At 44.9% G+C, this 17,969-nt stretch carries 14 protein-coding genes; 2 read left to right on the top strand and 12 right to left on the bottom strand.

The window, feature by feature from the left end; genetic code table 11:
• Positions 1 to 455 precede the first annotated feature (455 nt).
• The 7 genes from thrB to WBM30_RS06865 form a co-directional block, all read right to left on the bottom strand.
• Positions 456 to 1,325, bottom strand: coding sequence for a homoserine kinase (gene thrB / locus WBM30_RS06895; protein WP_424900002.1), 870 nt, complete (start codon positions 1,323 to 1,325; stop codon positions 456 to 458).
• An 81-nt stretch (positions 1,326 to 1,406) separates the two neighbouring features.
• Complete coding sequence (locus WBM30_RS06890) at positions 1,407 to 2,696, bottom strand: homoserine dehydrogenase (protein ID WP_424900001.1); 1,290 nt, start codon at positions 2,694 to 2,696, stop codon at positions 1,407 to 1,409.
• Positions 2,697 to 2,886: 190 nt separating this feature from the next.
• On the bottom strand, positions 2,887 to 3,117 hold the full coding sequence (locus WBM30_RS06885) for a YkuJ family protein (protein WP_424900000.1): 231 nt from the start codon (positions 3,115 to 3,117) through the stop codon (positions 2,887 to 2,889).
• Between the two features lie 110 nt (positions 3,118 to 3,227).
• The gene (locus WBM30_RS06880) at positions 3,228 to 4,094 is read right to left on the bottom strand and encodes an NAD(P)-dependent oxidoreductase (protein WP_424899999.1); all 867 of its coding nucleotides are present in this window, start codon (positions 4,092 to 4,094) and stop codon (positions 3,228 to 3,230) included.
• Between the two features lie 119 nt (positions 4,095 to 4,213).
• Complete coding sequence (locus WBM30_RS06875; protein WP_424899998.1) at positions 4,214 to 5,407, bottom strand: glycosyltransferase; 1,194 nt, start codon at positions 5,405 to 5,407, stop codon at positions 4,214 to 4,216.
• A 241-nt stretch (positions 5,408 to 5,648) separates the two neighbouring features.
• Positions 5,649 to 7,379: a phosphoenolpyruvate--protein phosphotransferase gene (gene ptsP, locus WBM30_RS06870; protein WP_424899997.1), complete on the bottom strand. Its 1,731-nt coding sequence runs from the start codon at positions 7,377 to 7,379 to the stop codon at positions 5,649 to 5,651.
• A gap of 1 nt (position 7,380) precedes the next feature.
• The gene (locus WBM30_RS06865; protein ID WP_068559983.1) at positions 7,381 to 7,647 is read right to left on the bottom strand and encodes a phosphocarrier protein HPr; all 267 of its coding nucleotides are present in this window, start codon (positions 7,645 to 7,647) and stop codon (positions 7,381 to 7,383) included.
• Positions 7,648 to 8,044: 397 nt separating this feature from the next.
• Here WBM30_RS06865 and WBM30_RS06860 point away from each other — a divergent pair, with 397 nt between their 5' ends.
• Positions 8,045 to 10,243, top strand: coding sequence for an AAA family ATPase (locus tag WBM30_RS06860; RefSeq protein ID WP_424899996.1), 2,199 nt, complete (start codon positions 8,045 to 8,047; stop codon positions 10,241 to 10,243).
• 165 nt (positions 10,244 to 10,408) lie between these two features.
• Positions 10,409 to 10,684 carry a DUF1827 family protein gene (locus WBM30_RS06855; protein WP_424899995.1) on the top strand — a complete coding sequence of 92 codons (276 nt, stop codon included), beginning with the start codon at positions 10,409 to 10,411 and terminating at the stop codon, positions 10,682 to 10,684.
• Between the two features lie 99 nt (positions 10,685 to 10,783).
• Here WBM30_RS06855 and WBM30_RS06850 read toward each other — a convergent pair whose 3' ends face one another.
• From WBM30_RS06850 to WBM30_RS06830, 5 genes are all read right to left on the bottom strand, one after another.
• Positions 10,784 to 12,361, bottom strand: a complete 1,578-nt coding sequence (locus WBM30_RS06850; RefSeq protein ID WP_424899994.1) for a peptide chain release factor 3 — start codon at positions 12,359 to 12,361, stop codon at positions 10,784 to 10,786.
• Positions 12,362 to 12,573: 212 nt separating this feature from the next.
• The gene (locus WBM30_RS06845; protein WP_424899993.1) at positions 12,574 to 13,959 is read right to left on the bottom strand and encodes a hemolysin family protein; all 1,386 of its coding nucleotides are present in this window, start codon (positions 13,957 to 13,959) and stop codon (positions 12,574 to 12,576) included.
• A 176-nt stretch (positions 13,960 to 14,135) separates the two neighbouring features.
• Entirely contained in the window at positions 14,136 to 15,494 is a 1,359-nt protein-coding gene (locus tag WBM30_RS06840) for an FAD-dependent oxidoreductase (protein ID WP_424899992.1), read from the bottom strand.
• A 180-nt stretch (positions 15,495 to 15,674) separates the two neighbouring features.
• Positions 15,675 to 16,778 (bottom strand): AI-2E family transporter, encoded by a 1,104-nt coding sequence (locus WBM30_RS06835; protein WP_424899991.1) that lies wholly within the window; start codon positions 16,776 to 16,778, stop codon positions 15,675 to 15,677.
• Entirely contained in the window at positions 16,766 to 17,842 is a 1,077-nt protein-coding gene (locus WBM30_RS06830; RefSeq protein WP_424899990.1) for a M42 family metallopeptidase, read from the bottom strand. The genes WBM30_RS06835 and WBM30_RS06830 overlap by 13 nt, the downstream gene beginning before the upstream one ends.
• Positions 17,843 to 17,969 lie beyond the last annotated feature (127 nt).

The following is a 17,969-nucleotide window of genomic DNA, read 5'->3' as shown; positions in this document are numbered from 1 at the left end:
CAGAACCCGAGAGAAATCCCCCCCAAGTCGCGCCCCAAAACCAAAAAACTGCACGGCACACAATCCGAAACAAGCATCCTGTACCCCACAAAAAGTTTTGACCCAGCCTCACTACTATCCAATTGTATATTATAACCCCATTCCAGTAACATTATAAAGCATAAACAAAAAAATACAAGAGCGCGACTAAGCTGAGCGCAATCATTCGCGCGCAGACACCCGGACGCTTGCGCTCGGGCCTAGAAAGATGAATAACATTCCATTATTCATCTTTTCTGCTCACTTTCGACCTAAAAAGATGAATTTCATTTTTTTATTCATCGTTTCTGTCTGCGCTCGGCCCGAAAAGATGGATAACTTTCCGTTATTCATCTTTTCTGCCTGCGTTCACTTCTAAGATTGCTTTCACTAACCCAAAATACAAAAAACCCAAGGACTTCTCCTTGGGCCCACTATTATTTGATTACTTGCACACCATTTTTTTCAACATGAAGCAACTTGACTTCACTATCTTTGACGGCAGCTTTTGCCGCAGCAATGAATGCAGCTGCCTTTTCAGGATGGATCATCGTGAGAATCGTTGTGCCGGCCCCACTCAGGTAAGTACCGTACGCTCCCATCTTATGTCCCAATTCCCGGACTTGACTCAACTCCGGAACCAACGCGCCCCGATACGGCTCATGGAAAACATCCTGCTCCATCAATGCGCCCGCTTTTTCGATATCACCCGAAAAAACAGCCGCCACCAACATATTCGAGATGCTGCTGCCTTTGACCGCTTCCTTAAACGGAAGCGAATCCGGCAATACGGCCCTGCTTGCCTTCGTCAACAATTCCTTTTCTGGAATCGTCACTACCAAGGCAACCTCAGGGAAACTTGCTTTTGTCCAATATACTTTGGAATCCAGAACGGTTCCGACAGTGAAATCCCCCGTGATGGCAGGCGTCACATTGTCGGGATGGCCTTCGATGCGTGTCGCGATTTGAATTTTATCATCAATGCTCAATTGCAGATCTGCACATTGATTGGCCAACTCGATTCCTGCAACAATGGCAGCGGAACTACTGCCCAAGCCTCTGGCAGCAGGCACTTCACTCGTCATCGTGATTTTCCGTGGTGCCATATGCGGCGCCAAAGATAACGCCGTCTCAATAATCAGATTTGTTTTATCTGTCGGAATCCCCGCTCCCAAATCATGGAGAATTTCCCACTCGTCGGCCTCTTCTTTTACAGTTAACGTCAAATATAACGATACAGCCAATCCAAGGGAATCAAAGCCTGGCCCCAAATTGGCGGAAGTTGCCGGTACACGGATATCAAACATCCTACTAATCAACCCTTTCCAAATAACGATGGTCCATCATTTCTTACTCTTTAGTGTGTTCGAAATACGAAAGAAATCCGATCAGTGTTCCAACACTTTGAAATGGACTTTCAATTTCATATCATCGTTATCTTCCATCGCTTGGATGATTTCATTTTCTTGCGCTTTGGACATCGGATGCGTAACGATGACAATGATCGCTTTACCATTTGCCAACGGCTCTTGGATGATCTTATCGAAGCTGACTTCTGCAGTAGCGAAGATTTTCGCTACTTCCAAAAATTGGCCTGCACGATCGGTAACTTCCAAACGCATGAATACAGGATTGATGACCTGCTCAGGTTTCGCGATCAACGTCTCTACTTCATACTCGTTAAAGATGTTTCCAGTGGTTCCCAAAAGGATATTTTTAGCGATATTCATCACATCACTGACGACGGCTGTCGCAGTAGGCAACTCGCCAGCTCCGGCACCGTAGAACATCGTTTCCCCAAGAGCTTCCCCTGCCACAAAGACAGCATTCATTTCATTGTTGACGCTGGCCAAGGGATGAGATTCCGGAACAAATACCGGTCCGACTTCCACATTGACGCTGTCGTCGATTTTTTCGGCAGTACCGATCAACTTGATTTTGTAGCCTAAACGATTCGCCAACTTGATGTCGTTGATGGAAACATTGCGGATACCCGTCACTGCGACATCATCCAAAGTCACGTCATTCGTTCCGAAGGCAAGGCGAGCCAAAATGACCATTTTGCGCGCTGCATCCAATCCATCAACATCGCTAGTCGGATTTTTTTCGGCAAAGCCCAATTCCTGTGCCAATGCCAAGGCTTCATCGTAAGAGTAGCCTTCTTTGTCCATTTTCGTCATCATGAAGTTGGTCGTACCGTTCACGATCCCCATGACTTTTTGAATATTGTCTGAAGCGAAACTTTCTGTGATTGCACGTAAGATTGGAACACCGCCAGCAACAGCTGCTTCATACAAGAAATCGCATTTGTTTGCTTTCGCCAGAGTGACCAATTCTTTCCCATGCAAAGCCACAAGATCTTTATTCGCTGAAACGACATGCTTTCCAGCCGCCAAAGCTTTAGAAATGTAATCTTTTGCTACCGGAACATATCCGATCAATTCTACGATGATCGAAATTTCTTCGTCATTCAAAATCTCATCAAAATTATCTGTGCAATGAACAGCCTCACCGAAGAAAGTTTTACATTTATCAATATCGCGGTCCAAAACCGTTTTGATGACTACTTCCTGTCCGACCACTTGATTGATTTTATTCTGGTGGCCACTGATGATGCGGGCAACACCAGTCCCTATCGTTCCTAGTCCTAATAAACCTACGTAAATCTTGTTTGCCATTATTCCACCTCTTCAATTATTTCCTTATTACACAGTATACTGAATGTTGCGGAATTACTCTACATAAAAATTAAAAAATTTTAATAATTGCCACTTTATTCCCATGAAAATGGAATGGGCAAAAAAAGGCAGCGGGAAAATGAGGCCTACTCATTTTCCCGCTGCCTTAGTTCATGCAAGGATGGATGAATTAATCTTGTAATAATTCGTAAATTTCGATGGCAACTAAATCAAGATCATCAAATTGATAAGATTGGTTTGAATCGTGTTCTTCCAATTCAAAACTTTCCGTATCGCGATTGTATTTAACGACGCAACGTTCTACGCCTGCTTTTTCAAAACGACGGATTTCGACATCACCATTGTCTTCCATCATTACTTCTAGGCGACGAAGGATCGCTGAGAGCTGTGAAGGTTTCATGATATTTCCCCTTTCAAGACTAACTTCTTATTTATTCTAGCATTTTTTTTCTGACTGCGCATCAATTTACTGTAATTTATCCAAGAAAATCAATATTTGAGCATTGCGCCTTATTCGCCCCACCAAAGCTTCACCAATGCCTGCGTACCATCATCAGCGAAACCTTTGCCCGCTAATTGTTCGTAAAGCACCGCCGCCTGTCTTGTAGCCGGCAAATCGATTCCCATCTTATCTGCTTCATCCAGTGCGATCTTAAGATCTTTCACAAAATGTTTGACGAAGAATCCAGCTGTGTAATCCTGCTTCAGGATCCGAGGGGCATAGTTCGTCAAAGACCAGTTCGCGGCACTACCGGAACCGACTTGTTCGACTACGCGGTCCAAATCCAATCCGGCAGCTTTTGAATAAACAAGCAACTCGGTCATACCGGTCATCGTACCGGCCACCATGATCTGGTTGGCCATTTTTGTGTGCTGGCCACTGCCGGCTGGCCCTTGTAGCATCACTTTGCTGGAAAAAACGGACAAGACTTCTTTTGCGGCCTCAAATGTCCCTTCATCTCCGCCGACCATCGTTGTGAGCGTTCCGTTTTGCGCACCCTTGTCCCCCCCTGATACTGGGGCATCCAGAGTCCGAATCCCTTTTTCTTTTCCGAAAGCGTCTATTTTTTTTGCCAGAGTTGGGGTACTCGTTGTCATATCAATGAGAATATGGTGGTTATCCGCTTTCGAAAAGATGCCGTCCTCCCCAAAATAGGTCTCTTCAACGTCTTTCGGATAGCCTACTATCGTGATGACGATATCTGATTGCGCCGTCACATCAGCAGGCGTATCGCACCATTTTGCACCTTCAGCGATAACCGCATTGGCCTTTCTTTTTGTCCGATTAAAAATACGGACAGGATAACCCGCGTTCAAGAGATGCCTGATCATGGACGAGCCCATGACACCCGTTCCGATAAATCCAATATTTTTCATTTATAAATCCGCCCCTTCTAAAAGCTATGTTAACAGTATACCCTACGCTCTGCGCAGATAAAAATAAAAAAACGCCGAGAAACAGATTATCCAAGCAATCTGTTTCCCGGCGTTCCGGCTCAACGTTTGATTTTTTCCAAGAGATTCACTCTTAACTTCACTTCTTCGCGCGGCTGCGATTCATAAATGTCGATACTTGTTTGATAATAGCTCAATACGGCCTCCGCAAATGCTTTTGAAGAAATTTTCTGCATCAGCTCGTCCCACACTTCTTGGTTTGTCGCAACATCGGAGCTGTGATAAAAATCGGCATAAGCGATGATGGTCTTACCAATTTTGTCATCCTCGTCGAACAGCATCCCTAGGCTGTCCTCTGTTATCAGACCGGATAAGTAGTCGTTCCGTTTAGCGATGACCGGACACCCGTTTACGATCGATTCCAAGTAGGTCAAGCCTTGCGTTTCTGATTCGGAAGCATTGATATAAATGTCCGCCATTTGGTAATATTCGCTCACATCTTCATTTCTGACTTCGCCCACGAAGATCACGTTAGGGGTCAAATCCATTTCCGCTACCAGCGTCTCTAACTCATAGCGCATCGGCCCATCCCCGACGAACACAAGCTTTGCGGACGGACAGGCTTCGACAACTTCAGGAAAGGCATGAACAAGCTTATCCAAATTTTTTTCTGAAGACAACCTGCTGAGAGAGAGCAGTACCAATTCGGAATCCGAAATGCCCAACTCTTCGCGCTTGCGGGATTTGATCCCGACAATCTGTGCGGGGATCTTGACACCCGTTGGAATGACGCGAATTTCCTTATAAATATTGTAGGATGCCAATTTTTCCTTCATTTGCTCGCTTGGAGCAATGATGCCCATCGTACTGTTGCAGAAATAACGGGAAGCTATCTTAACCGCACGGGGTTTCACGACTTTCCCTTTAGCGATGTAGTGCAGATATTTTTCGTACATGGTGTGATAGGTGTGCACCGTCGGAATCTCCAGCATGTACCCGACAAATTTACCCGTCAAGCCCAAGCTGAACTCCGTATGCGTGTGCACGATATCTATTCTCTGCCTCTTCGCTTCCTTCAACGCTTTGTTCATCCCTTTGACCGCAACCCTACGATCTTTGAAAGATAAGAACGGGATACTGGTCAAACGAATTATATTTTTTTCAGATTCGTCAGCTTTCGGGTCGGTTGTGGTAAAAATGATAACCTCATGACCTTCTGCCTCCAATTCCTCTTTCAAGGTGCGGATTGAAGTGGAAACCCCGCTCACTTGAGGAAAATACGAATCTGTAAACATGCCTATTCTCATGATTTCACCTCGAAAAAATCCCATCAAATTTATAATGACTCAATATGTTCAGTATATAGAACATTTTGATATTTGTCACTCATCCGCCAGACCTACTTTTTTAAAATATATTCGCCCAAAACGAGATGCGCAATTAACAGCGGCTGCATCCCTGGTCGGTTTCAACTCGCAGGCACACAAAAAGGCCAGGCATGCAAGCATGCCCGGCCCCTTTTTAACCTGAATCGGCTTAGACTAATTTAGCTTTCATTTCTTCAACCAATGCAATGACTTCTTCAACAGTCGTACATTCATTGATTGCTTTGTCCGCTAATTTTTCCATTTCTTTGGAATCCAAGCGTTTCATCAAGCTGCGTGTTTTCAGGACGCTGGATGCGCTCATTGAGAACTCATCCAAACCAAGACCTACCAACAACGGAACCGCTGTTTGGTCGCCGGCCATCTCGCCACACATACCAGTCCATTTGCCTTCCGCATGAGAAGCATCGATAACATGCTTGATCAGCGTAAGGATAGCTGGGTTGTAAGGTTGATACAAGTAAGAAACTTGTTGGTTCATGCGATCTGCCGCCATTGTGTATTGGATCAAGTCATTTGTTCCGATACTGAAGAAATCTACTTCTTTAGCGAATTGATGAGCTAATACAGCAGCCGCTGGGATTTCGATCATGATACCTACTTGGATATCATCAGCAACTTCTACGCCATCGGCCAATAGATTCGCTTTTTCTTCATCCAACATCGCTTTTGCAGCTCTGAATTCGTTCAGAGTTGAAATCATTGGGAACATGATGCGTAATTTACCGTAAACGGAAGCACGCAATAATGCACGCAATTGTGTACGGAACATCTCTGGTTCAGCCAAACAAATACGGATTGCACGGTAACCCAAGAATGGGTTCATTTCTTTCGGCAATTCCAAATAAGGCAATTCTTTGTCCCCACCGATGTCCATTGTACGAACAACGACAGGTTTGCCTTCCATGCCTTCCAAAACAGCTTTATAAGCATCGAATTGCTCATCTTCTGTCGGGAAGTCCGAAGAGTCCATGTACAGGAATTCAGTACGGTATAAACCTATTGCTTCAGCACCGTTAGCGACAACGCCTTCCAAATCTTTAGGCGTTCCGATATTGGCAGCCAATTCGATATGTTTACCGTCTGCTGTCACTGTATCTGCATTCTTCAGTTTGTGCCATTCAGCTTGCATCGCAGAAAACTCTTCAGCTTTCTTCTTGTATGCAGCCAATGTTTCTTCATCAGGATTGATGTAAACGTTACCGTCCAAACCATCCAAAATGATGATATCGCCATCTTTGACGATTTGTGTGATCTCTTTTGAACCTACGATTGCAGGAATTTCCAAAGAACGGGCCATGATTGCGCTATGTGAAGTGCGTCCACCGATATCGGTAACGAATCCTTTAACATAATCACGGTTCAATTGAGCCGTATCACTAGGAGTCAAATCTTTGGCAACGACGATCACTTCTTCTGTGATTGTCGATGGATTAGGGATTTTGACACCCAACAAGTGGCTCAATACACGCTCCGTAACGTCGCGGATATCCGCTGCACGTTCTTGCATGTATGGATTGTCTTCCATTGCTTCGAACATACCGATGAACATGCCGGCAACATCAGAAAGTGCTGATTCAGCATTCACACCGTTGTCGCGGATTTTTGAATTCATTGATCCAATCATTTCTGGATCGGATAATACCATTAAATGTGCATCAAAAACTTGTGCTTCTTCTTCGCCAAGTGACACTGCCGCTTTGTCTCTGATTGCACTTACCTCTGATTTAGCGGTTTCAAAGCTTTGCAAAAGGCGAGCAATTTCGCCTTCTGAATCTTCCACTTTACGCTTCTCAAAGGATAGATCCGGTTCGGTAAGCAAATATGCTTTCGCAATTGCAATGCCGTCACTAGCTGCTATTCCTTGTAAGTGGTTTTTCATATTACTCTGCTAGCCCCTCTTTTACCATTGTTTCAGTAATTCCAGCCATAGCGTCTGCTTCGTCCGGACCTTCTGCAGTGATGACAACATCAGCGCCTTGGCCTACGCCTAATGACATTACACCCATAATGGATTTTAAGTTAACTGATTTACCTTTGTATTCTAAATTGATGTCTGAATTAAATTTGCTTGCAGTTTGCACCAATAAAGTTGCTGGACGTGCGTGAATCCCTGTTTCTGCGATTACGTGATATTCTTTTCTTTCCATGTCATAAACCCCTTTTGAGATGTATTTATTTAAGGTACTTTTAATACGTTTCCATTATAACAGAAAAATGGGAAACCGGATTAAAAATAACCCTTTCATTGAATAAGATTACCATCTTTCGCTTTATACTACAACTGTTTTAACCAGATTCGTTCAAATTTTTGTCATAATTGCTGAAATGTCACTAATTTAATACAACCTTCCCATTTGGCTGGAGGCCGTCCCGCGAAGAAAATTTTTGCTTTGTACAGGTCAAACCACTTGAAAGTCAAAATAGGTCAATGTATAATGGACTCATAAGGTCAGAGTTGGTCAGGAAACCTTCTCACGAGAATTCCTTAGCTGTTACTACTATAATATACATGTAGCTATGATCCATATAGAAAGGAAGATTGCCATGCTTTGTCAAAATTGCGAAAAAAACCAAGCTTCCATTCATCTGTACGCCAGTGTGAATGGACAAAGACGCCAAATCGACTTATGCCAAAGCTGCTATCAAGAATTCAAAGCAGCTCAATCGCAACAAAACAATCCGAATCCAAGATCCCAAGGCCCCGTAGACCCTTTTTCTTTCGGTAACCTGGATTCCTTCTTCAAAAAAATGCAGCAAAACCAAGAACAGAATTATCAACAGCCACCTTCCCCTGAAGCAGCCCGCGGAGGAAAAGGCGGCAGCAAAGGCGGTTTGCTGGATGAATACGGCATCAACCTGACGCAATTGGCCCGCGATGGTGGCATCGATCCAGTCATCGGAAGAGACAGTGAAATCGCACGCGTCATCGAAATCCTGAATCGCCGCACGAAAAATAATCCCGTACTCACAGGGGAAGCCGGTGTCGGCAAAACAGCCGTAGTCGAAGGCCTTGCCCAAAAAATTGTGGACGGCGATGTTCCTCAAAAATTGCTGGAAAAAGAAGTTATCCGCTTGGATGTCGTCTCGCTCGTTCAAGGCACCGGCATCCGTGGCCAGTTCGAAGAACGGATGCAAAAACTGATGGATGAAATTCGCGCGAACAAACAGATCATCCTCTTCATCGATGAAATCCATGAAATCGTCGGGGCAGGAAACGCTGAGGGCAGTATGGATGCAGGCAATATCCTGAAGCCCGCCCTTGCGCGAGGCGAACTGCAACTAGTCGGTGCCACAACGCTGAATGAATACCGCAGAATCGAGAAAGACGCCGCATTGGAACGTCGATTCCAGCCCGTACGGGTGAATGAACCCACCCCTGAACAGACGCTGATTATTCTTCAAGGCATCCGTCCGAAATACGAAGATTATCACCATGTCAAATATTCGGATAAGGCCCTGGAAGCTGCAGTCAAATTGTCGCACCGCTATATCCAGGATCGCTTTCTTCCCGACAAAGCCATTGACTTGCTTGACGAGTCCGGATCCAAAAAGAATCTGACAATCAAAGCCATCGATCCGCAACAAATCGAGGAACGTATCGAAGCGGCCGAAAAAGAAAAACAAGCTGCCCTGCATGCAGAAGATTACGAGAAAGCTGCTTACTATCGCGATCAGATCACAAATCTGAACAAGATGAAACTAAATCCGACGCCAGCCGATGGCGATCCCGTTGTAACGGAACAGGATATCCAAAAAATCATTGAAATCAAAACAAATATACCAGTTGGTGAATTGCTTGAAAAAGAGCAAACACAATTGAAGAATCTTGACAGCGATCTGAAGAAAAATGTCATCGGACAGGACGAAGCCATTGATAAAGTGTCCAAAGCGATCCGCAGAAACCGGATCGGCCTAAGCCGCAAAAACCGCCCAATCGGTTCATTCCTGTTCGTGGGACCTACCGGTGTCGGCAAGACCGAATTGGCTAAACAGTTGGCGATTGAAATGTTCGGGACCGAAGATGCGATCATCCGCTTCGACATGAGCGAATACATGGAAAAACACGCCGTCTCAAAATTAATCGGTTCGCCGCCTGGTTACATTGGCTATGACGAAGCCGGCCAATTGACCGAGCGTGTCCGCCGCAGTCCCTACAGCATTCTGCTTCTGGATGAAGTCGAAAAAGCCCACCCGGATGTCATGCATCTCTTCCTGCAGATCCTTGACGACGGCCGCCTGACTGATTCCCAAGGCAGAACCGTCAGCTTCAAAGACACCATCATCATCATGACCAGCAATGCCGGCACAGGCGTCCAGGAAGCAAGTGTAGGATTTGGCGCAGCCATGAAAGGCAAGACGCATTCCATCCTGAATCGCTTGAGCGATTACTTCAAGCCTGAATTCATCAACCGCTTCGATGCGATAGTCGAGTTCAATCAATTATCCAAAGAAAATTTGAGCAGCATCGTCACGCTTATGTTGGATGAAGTCAACGCATTGTTGAAGGATAAGGAAATCAGCGTTACCGTCTCGCAGAAAGCAAAAGATCGCCTTATCGATCTGGGATATGACCCAAGCATGGGTGCACGCCCGCTGCGACGCGTTATCCAGGATCAGATCGAGGACCAGGTAGCTGAATTCTACTTGGATAATCCGAAAATAAAGGATTTGTTTGTCGACGCAGATGAAGAAGGCAATCTGATGGTCGTCAGCAAAGTCGAACGCACAGAAACAACATACTGAACAGCAGGAGGCAAGAAAAGTCATTGAGTTATCATTAACTTTTCTTGCCTTTCTCGTTTGAAAGGGCATGAATATTATTCATTTATTTCTTTACCCTTTAAATAAATGAACAGTTGTTATATAATTATTCTATAAACAGCCAACCTAAGTTAGGGGTGTTCGTCCATGAAATTGATCGATGTTACAAATAGCCACGCTGATCTTGTACGTGAGCAATTGGCCAACACCGATGCGCAATTTGTCAAAGTGTATTCTTTGGGACAAACTACAGTCATCTTTGCCGGTGCCGCAACACATGAGGATGTCATCATCCTCAACAAAAACCGTCGCGTAAAACAAAGCGAAATCGACTTTGTCCTGACGAAATTGTTGCACCTTACCGTTGACGATGTGGAAGTTATGCCTGGTCATAACTTCGTGGAACTATCTCATCTGAAATGATTGACATTTTCTGCAATCGAAAAAAAATCTTTTTAACGTAAAACGCACACTGCTTTTCAGCAATGTGCGTTTTTTGTTTTGTTTTATTGATTGTTCAAATTAAAGCAAAGCCGTCAATTTGACTTCCGGATACTTATCTTCAAACCAACGCATAGCAAACTGGTTTTCGAAAAGGAATACAGGATTGCCGAAACGGTCGCGGCACAGTAAGTTACGGCTTGAGGACATATTCGGATCCAGAACTTCCGAATCGATCCATCGCGCAATTTTGGAGCCCATCGGTGTCATTTCGACTTCCGCATTGTATTCATGCAGCAAGCGGTACTGGAACACTTCAAATTGCAATTGACCGACCGCGCCCAGAATATAATCCTCTGTATGGTAGGTTTTGTACAACTGGATGGCTCCTTCTTGAACCAATTGTTGCACACCTTTATGGAATGACTTCTGTTTCATGACGTTTTTTGGAGTGACTTTCATGAACAGTTCAGGTGTAAATTGCGGCAACGCTTCGAACTGAAGGCCCTTTTTGCCTTCATAGATTGTATCGCCAATCTGGAAGTTACCAGTGTCGTATAGTCCAATGATGTCGCCCGCTACGGCCGTCTGGACTTGCTCACGTGAATCGGCCATGAACTGCGTTGTATGCGCCAGTTTGATCTTTTTGCCGGTACGCTGAACATAGACGTCCATTCCGGGTTTAAATTCACCGGAACAGACCCGTACGAAAGCAATCCTGTCTCGGTGAGCCGGATTCATATTTGCTTGGATCTTGAAGATGAAGCCGGTAAAGTTTTCGTCCGTAGGTTCAACAATCTCTTCCGCTATGGTCACATGTTCACTTGGGCTCGGAGCAAAATCCACAAAGGCATCAAGGAATGTCTGGACGCCGAATCCAGTCAAAGCTGATCCGAAGAAGACAGGCGTCAATTTCCCGGCTGCGATTGCTTCTTCCGAAAAAGCGTTGCCCGCCTCTTTCAGCAATTGAACATCTTCAACTGCTTGAGTATAGATGGTTGATTGCGTCACTTGGTAATCGCCTTCGATTTCGCCATCTTCATTCAGCGGAAGGAAATCATTGTCTTCATTCTCTTCAGGATGAGTCAATTCCACGCGATTATTGTAGATGTCATACAGACCCAACAAATTTTTTCCCATGCCCATCGGCCAGTTCATCGGATAGGCTTCAATCCCCAAAACTTCTTCCAATTCCGCAATCAGATCCATCGGCTCGCGGCCATCACGGTCCAATTTATTAATGAAAGTAAAGATCGGAATCCCTCTCATGCTGCAGACCTTGAATAATTTCTTTGTCTGGGGCTCAATCCCCTTCCCGCTGTCGATTACCATCACTGCGCTATCCACAGCCATCAAAGTACGGTAGGTATCTTCCGAGAAGTCCTCATGCCCTGGTGTATCCAAAATGTTGATCTGTTTTCCGTCATAATCAACCTGCATGACCGAACTGGTTACCGAAATACCCCTTTGTTTTTCAATATCCATCCAATCCGATTTGGCGAATCTGCCTGATTTTTTCCCTTTTACCGTCCCTGCTTGGCGGATTGCGCCCCCGAACAACAATAACTGCTCCGTGATGGTCGTTTTACCGGCATCTGGATGGGAAATGATGGCAAATGTTCTTCTTGCTTTTACTTTATCTGCTAATGTTTGAGTCATATTGTTCTCCTTTTTCGAATATCTCTATCGTGAATGCTATCTAAACAAAAAGATAGCATGAGCAATATGCACACGCTAACCCACGACAATGCCTTTGTTATTATACAAGAAATCCGAGCATTCCACAAGATTGTCCTTGCAACAGTATGTGGACCAAAAAAGCAGTCTCACCCTGACCGATTATTATCGATCAAGCCAAAACTACTCATCATTCATCCTATTTCTTTTTTTACATCGGCAGTTTCTTTAGCCTCGTCCTCTTTAAAACGTTCTTTTGCGGGTCGGTCATTCTCGTTCATATAAGACACCCCCACTTTCAAAAGACGGCGATTGTCGAACGCCAACGTTTTGATGATCAATCCGCTCTCTTCGATGGACGCTTCCTCATTTTCTTCCGGAAACTCCCCCAACTCAGTCAGCAGATAACCGGCGATCGTATCGACATCCGCCGATTCAAGTTGCGTGCCAAAATAATCATTGAAGCGATGCAATGGCGTAGCTCCATCCGCTTCGTAGACATTATCGCCAATCCGCTCGATAAGGACATAGCTTTCATCGTATTCATCCTCGATATCGCCAACAATTTCTTCGAGGATATCCTCCAAGGTAACAATCCCCACCATGCCACCATATTCGTCATGGAGCAACGCCAATTGGTTATGGCTTTTTTTCAGGTAGGACATCAATTCATCGGTCATGATTGTTTCCGGAACAAATAGAGGCTCATTCATGATTTTTCGAAGATCAATCTGATTTATAGGGGTATTCTTGGATTCCTTTAATAAATTTTTCAGATGTAATACACCGATGATGTTGTCCTTATCATCTTCATAGATTGGTATGCGAGTATAAGGGGAATCCAATGCTGCTTCTATGTTAGCATCGACATCATCGTTCACATTCAGCATGAAGGTGTCCGTCCGCGGCACCATGACCTCACGGGCCATTTTGTTATCCATGGAAAGCACCCCTTTCAGCATGTTGAATTCCATGCGTTCGATGGTCCCTTCATCGCTGCTCTTTTCCAATAGGTCCCGCACTTCTTCGCGCGAAAACATATCGTTGCCGCTCGTGAACGTGATCGGCGTCATTTTTTCCAACACACTGGTGGAAAAGGATAAGAACCAAACGAAGGGTTTCATCAACTTTTGGACGACAGTGATGAAGCCCGCACCTGCCCGCGCCACTTCTTCAGGGCGTTGCAGTCCTAACTGTTTCGGGTACAGTTCACCAAAGACTAGGGAAATGTAGGAGAGCGCTAACGTCACAATCAGAATGGCAGCCTGTTCCGCTCCAGGTATATTGCTCAAATAGGGATCGAGTCTGGCTGCGAACGTATTGGCAGCAGAAGCACTGGAAAGGAATCCCGCGAAAGTAATAGCAACTTGGATAGTCGCCAAAAAATCATCAGAATGATCCAAAAGCGCCAAAATTTTACGCGCTTTTTCATCCCCTTTGATGGCTTGATTTGCCACCCTATTTTTGTTCAATGAAACAAATGCGATTTCGGATGCCGCAAAAAATGCGTTCACCAATGTCAATACCGCAATCAGCAGCAGTTGCCAAAGCAAGGTCTGATTACTGGGGTCTGTGGTCATAGATTGTTTCTCCTTCGTTTTTTTATCTCTTTGAAAGTTTATCGTTACCGTTCATTATCTAATGAGCCGGCAAAAAATACAAGTGTTTTATCCAGAAACTCTGTCTATTCCACAAAGAACCCCTCTGTTAATCAACGGATTGATTAACAGAGGGGTTCCAAAGTAACGTGTTTAAATTATTTGGCAGCTAATTCTGCTTCTTGTTCCAAAGCTTTTTGTGCCAACAAGTTCAAATAGTTCCAAGGACGGTCAAAATGAGGTTGGAAGAAGAAGTCGACCAGAGCCAGATCTTCAATCGTCATTTTGTTTTGAATAGCTAGTGATAAAGTATTGGCTGATTGTGTGATGTCATACTTGGACATCAGCTGTCCGCCAACGATGCGGTTCGTACCTACTTCGTAGACAAGTTTCATCAATACTTTTTCATTTGATGGCATGAACTCCGGACGGTAGAAGTCTTCCAGAACTACGGAACGTGTTTCAAGTCCGAAAGCTTCAGCACTTGCATCGTTCACACCGGTAGAACCGATAGTGAAGCCATTCAGGTACAGTCCGGAAGTGGATTGTGTCCCACGGTATTTCATTTTAGGTCCGTTGATGTTTTTACCGACCAATAATCCCATACGCACAGCGTTCGTTGCCAAAGGAATATAGGCATGTCCGCCGTTCGGATTGTAGTTTACAGCACAGCTGTCTCCTGCTGCATAAACGTCAGGCAAGCTTGTTTGCATGTAATCATTCACGATAATCGCACCGTTCTTCATCATATCCACTTGACCTTTGACAAGGTCCGTATTTGGTCGGAACCCTACGCATAAGATGACCATTTCAGCTTCGTATTCTCCGCCTGTTGTAACTACTGTAGTGATGTCTCCAGCTTCGTTCTCTTTGAAGCCTTTAACCATTTCATTCAATTGTACTTTTACGCCATGTGCGCGCAAGTCATCTTCAAGGATGTCCGTGAATTCAGAATCCAAATATTTATTCAAAATGCGATCCAAACCATCGACCAATGTAACTTCTTTTCCGTCGTTAGCAAAAGCTTCCACCAACTCGATACCGATGTAGCCGCCGCCGACAACGACGATTTTCTTTTTGTCATCCTTGCGTGCGATGATTTCTTTCGCTTGGTTGTAGTTTTTGCAAAGCAAAACATTTTTGCTTTGGATGCCATCGATTGGCGGGATAATTGGCCACGATCCAATCGTTAAAACTAACTTATCATATGTATCTTGGAATTCTTCGCCAGTAACTAAGTTTTTCACAGAGACAGTTTTTGCAGCTGTATCAATGTTTGTTACATCATGTTGCATATTTACGTTTGCGCCTAGTGAAGCAAGCTCCTCAGGGTTAGAATAGAATAATCCTTGTGGATCTTTAACGACACCGCCGACGTAAAGCGCAATCCCGCATGACAAGAATGAAACGTTGTCGTTTCTTTCGTATACTGTTAATTCAGTACCTGGATTCTCCTTCAAAATTGTCTTCACTGCTGACGTTCCGGCATGTGTACATCCCACTACGATTACTTTCATTGTACTTCCTCCTAAATTTTCCGCATTAATATATTTTGCACAAACCAATCGCTGTCATTCTCATAATTCATAATAAAAACTGCACAAATTGATTCGTTATGCTCTTAACACTTTTTACATAATAAAGGATTCCAAAGGTAAAAAGCAATCAATAACCCTTGGAATCCATATTATTTTTTATTATTGTTTATGCAACACTTTTTCCCTTCTGTTTTTAACGTAACGATGGACATATTGAACGACGGTTTTCACCACGGCATACGTGGGAATAGCCAATATCATTCCTAGCACACCGGAGATTTTGCCTACAGCCAACAGCAAAAACAAAATCGTCAGCGGATGCATATCCAGCGTTTTGCCCAAGACATTGGGCGAGATGATATTCGATTCCACTTGCTGGACCACCAACACAACGATACAGACCAGCAGCGCCTTTGAAGGAGCGACAGTCAACCCGATTATAGCGGCCGGAATCAAGCCGATGTATGGTCCAAGATAAGGGATGATGTTCGTGATGGCTGCTGTGACCCCTAGCAGGAAGGCATACGGCAGTCCAATCAGCAGATAGCCGATGAAGGTGAATGTCCCTACGAATAAACAGACAAGCGCCTGCCCACTGATGTACTTGGCGATCGTTTTGTTGATTTCCTTCAGCAATGCAAGCACATCTGAAGAATATTCAGGCGGCAGCAACTGGGCGACCGCTTCAGGAAACTTATGTCCGTCCTTCAACATGTAGAAAAAAATCAACGGAATGATGATGACGAGCAAGGCTACGTTCGCTACGGCCGACAACACGGAACCGATGCTTCCCGTCAGATCATTCAGGAACGCGCTGATGCTGCTTTGGACATTTCCGCTCATCTGAGACAATTGGGTAGGGATATCCAGACGCTCCACCCATTCCTGTTCAACCACTTGTTGATATAGTTTATTCAGGGAACGGACTACGCTAGGCAAATTCGTCAATAACTCTCTGATTTGGCTTACGAGATTCGGAATGAGTCCCAGAAAAGAGAAAGTGACGATGCCTATCATAAGAACCATGACGATGAGGATGCCTATCGGTCGTTTGATTTTCAGCCTATTCTCGAGCATTTCGATGAACGGTGTAAAAATATAATACAGAAATCCCGCCACAAGCACTGGTGTGAAGATTGTCGAGATGAAGGCACCGATCGGATAAAAAATAAAATCAATTTTGGTGGACACCCATATCAGGCACGCCATCACTAAAAGCCACACACTCCAATAGAGCAGATTTGTTTTCCTTAATTTTTCCATTCAATATCCCCTTGTTTACCAGGTTGTTTGCCGATCATTGGAGCGGACAGATACGCTTCCAACAGTTTGGAGCAGGCTTCCAAGGATTTCCGATGGGTACGCTCATAGGCATGGCTTGCATCGATTCCCGGCCCGATCAAAGCATGGCGGACATCCCAACCAGCTTTCATGGCTGCGGAAGCGTCACTGCCGTAAAATGGATAGATGTCCAGTTTGTAAGGAATTTCCTGGGATTCGCATAATCCCACCAACTGCTGCCGAAGTCCGAAGTGGTAAGGACCCGATCCATCCTTCACGCAGATGGACACGGTATACTCGTCAGTCTGCTGGTCGTCGCCCATCGCGCCCATATCGACAGCCAAATATTCCACCGTGTGCTCCGGCATATTCGAGTTGCCGCCGTAGCCGATTTCCTCATTGTTCGAAAAGAAGAAGCAGGTCGTATAAGGCAGCGTCAATTTTTCATCCGCGATACGGTGCAGGAACTGCAGCAGGATTGCCGCGCTGGCTTTATCGTCCAAATGTCTTGATTTGATGTACCCGGTCGGAGTAATCTCTGTCCGAGGTGCAAAGCTGATGAAATCCCCTACTCCGATGCCAAGCGCAGAGACATCTTTGGCGGTATGCACCTCTGCATCAAGACGGATTTCCATATTGTCCTGGTTTCGTTCGGCTGTGCGCGCATCTTTATAGACATGGACGCTCGTTTGGTGCAACAATATCGTTCCCGTCCAGTCTTTTCCGGTGGCTGCGCTATGAACCGTACAGTATTCCCCATCTATGGAATGATAGGTAAAGCCACCGATCAGGTCGATTTTCAGTCTTCCATCCGGTTTGATTGCCCGCACCATCGCTCCCAGCGTATCGATATGCGCCGTCACAAAGCGCCGGCTTTGATCTTCGGTGCCTTTAACAGTCACCATCAAGCTGCCTTTATGATTTCTTTCAGGTTCGTACCCCTTCTGCTTCAGGTTTTCATCCAAAAAGTCGATGATTTCCGCAGTATATCCTGTCGGCGACGGGATGTTTGTCAATTGTTGGATTGTTTCAATTATGTCTAGCATACTTTTCCTCCTCTTGCTGATTAGATAAGTATAGCAAAAGAACACGGGTAAATGAGGCAAAAGCAATTAATTCAGACAAAAAGTACCAATTCATGTAGAATTAAACGAGAGGTTCCAGCGAGCCCAA

It is taken from the genome of Trichococcus sp. (assembly GCF_049684335.1).
Taxonomy (GTDB): domain Bacteria; phylum Bacillota; class Bacilli; order Lactobacillales; family Aerococcaceae; genus Trichococcus.
This window is presented reverse-complemented; position numbering and strand designations above follow the sequence as displayed.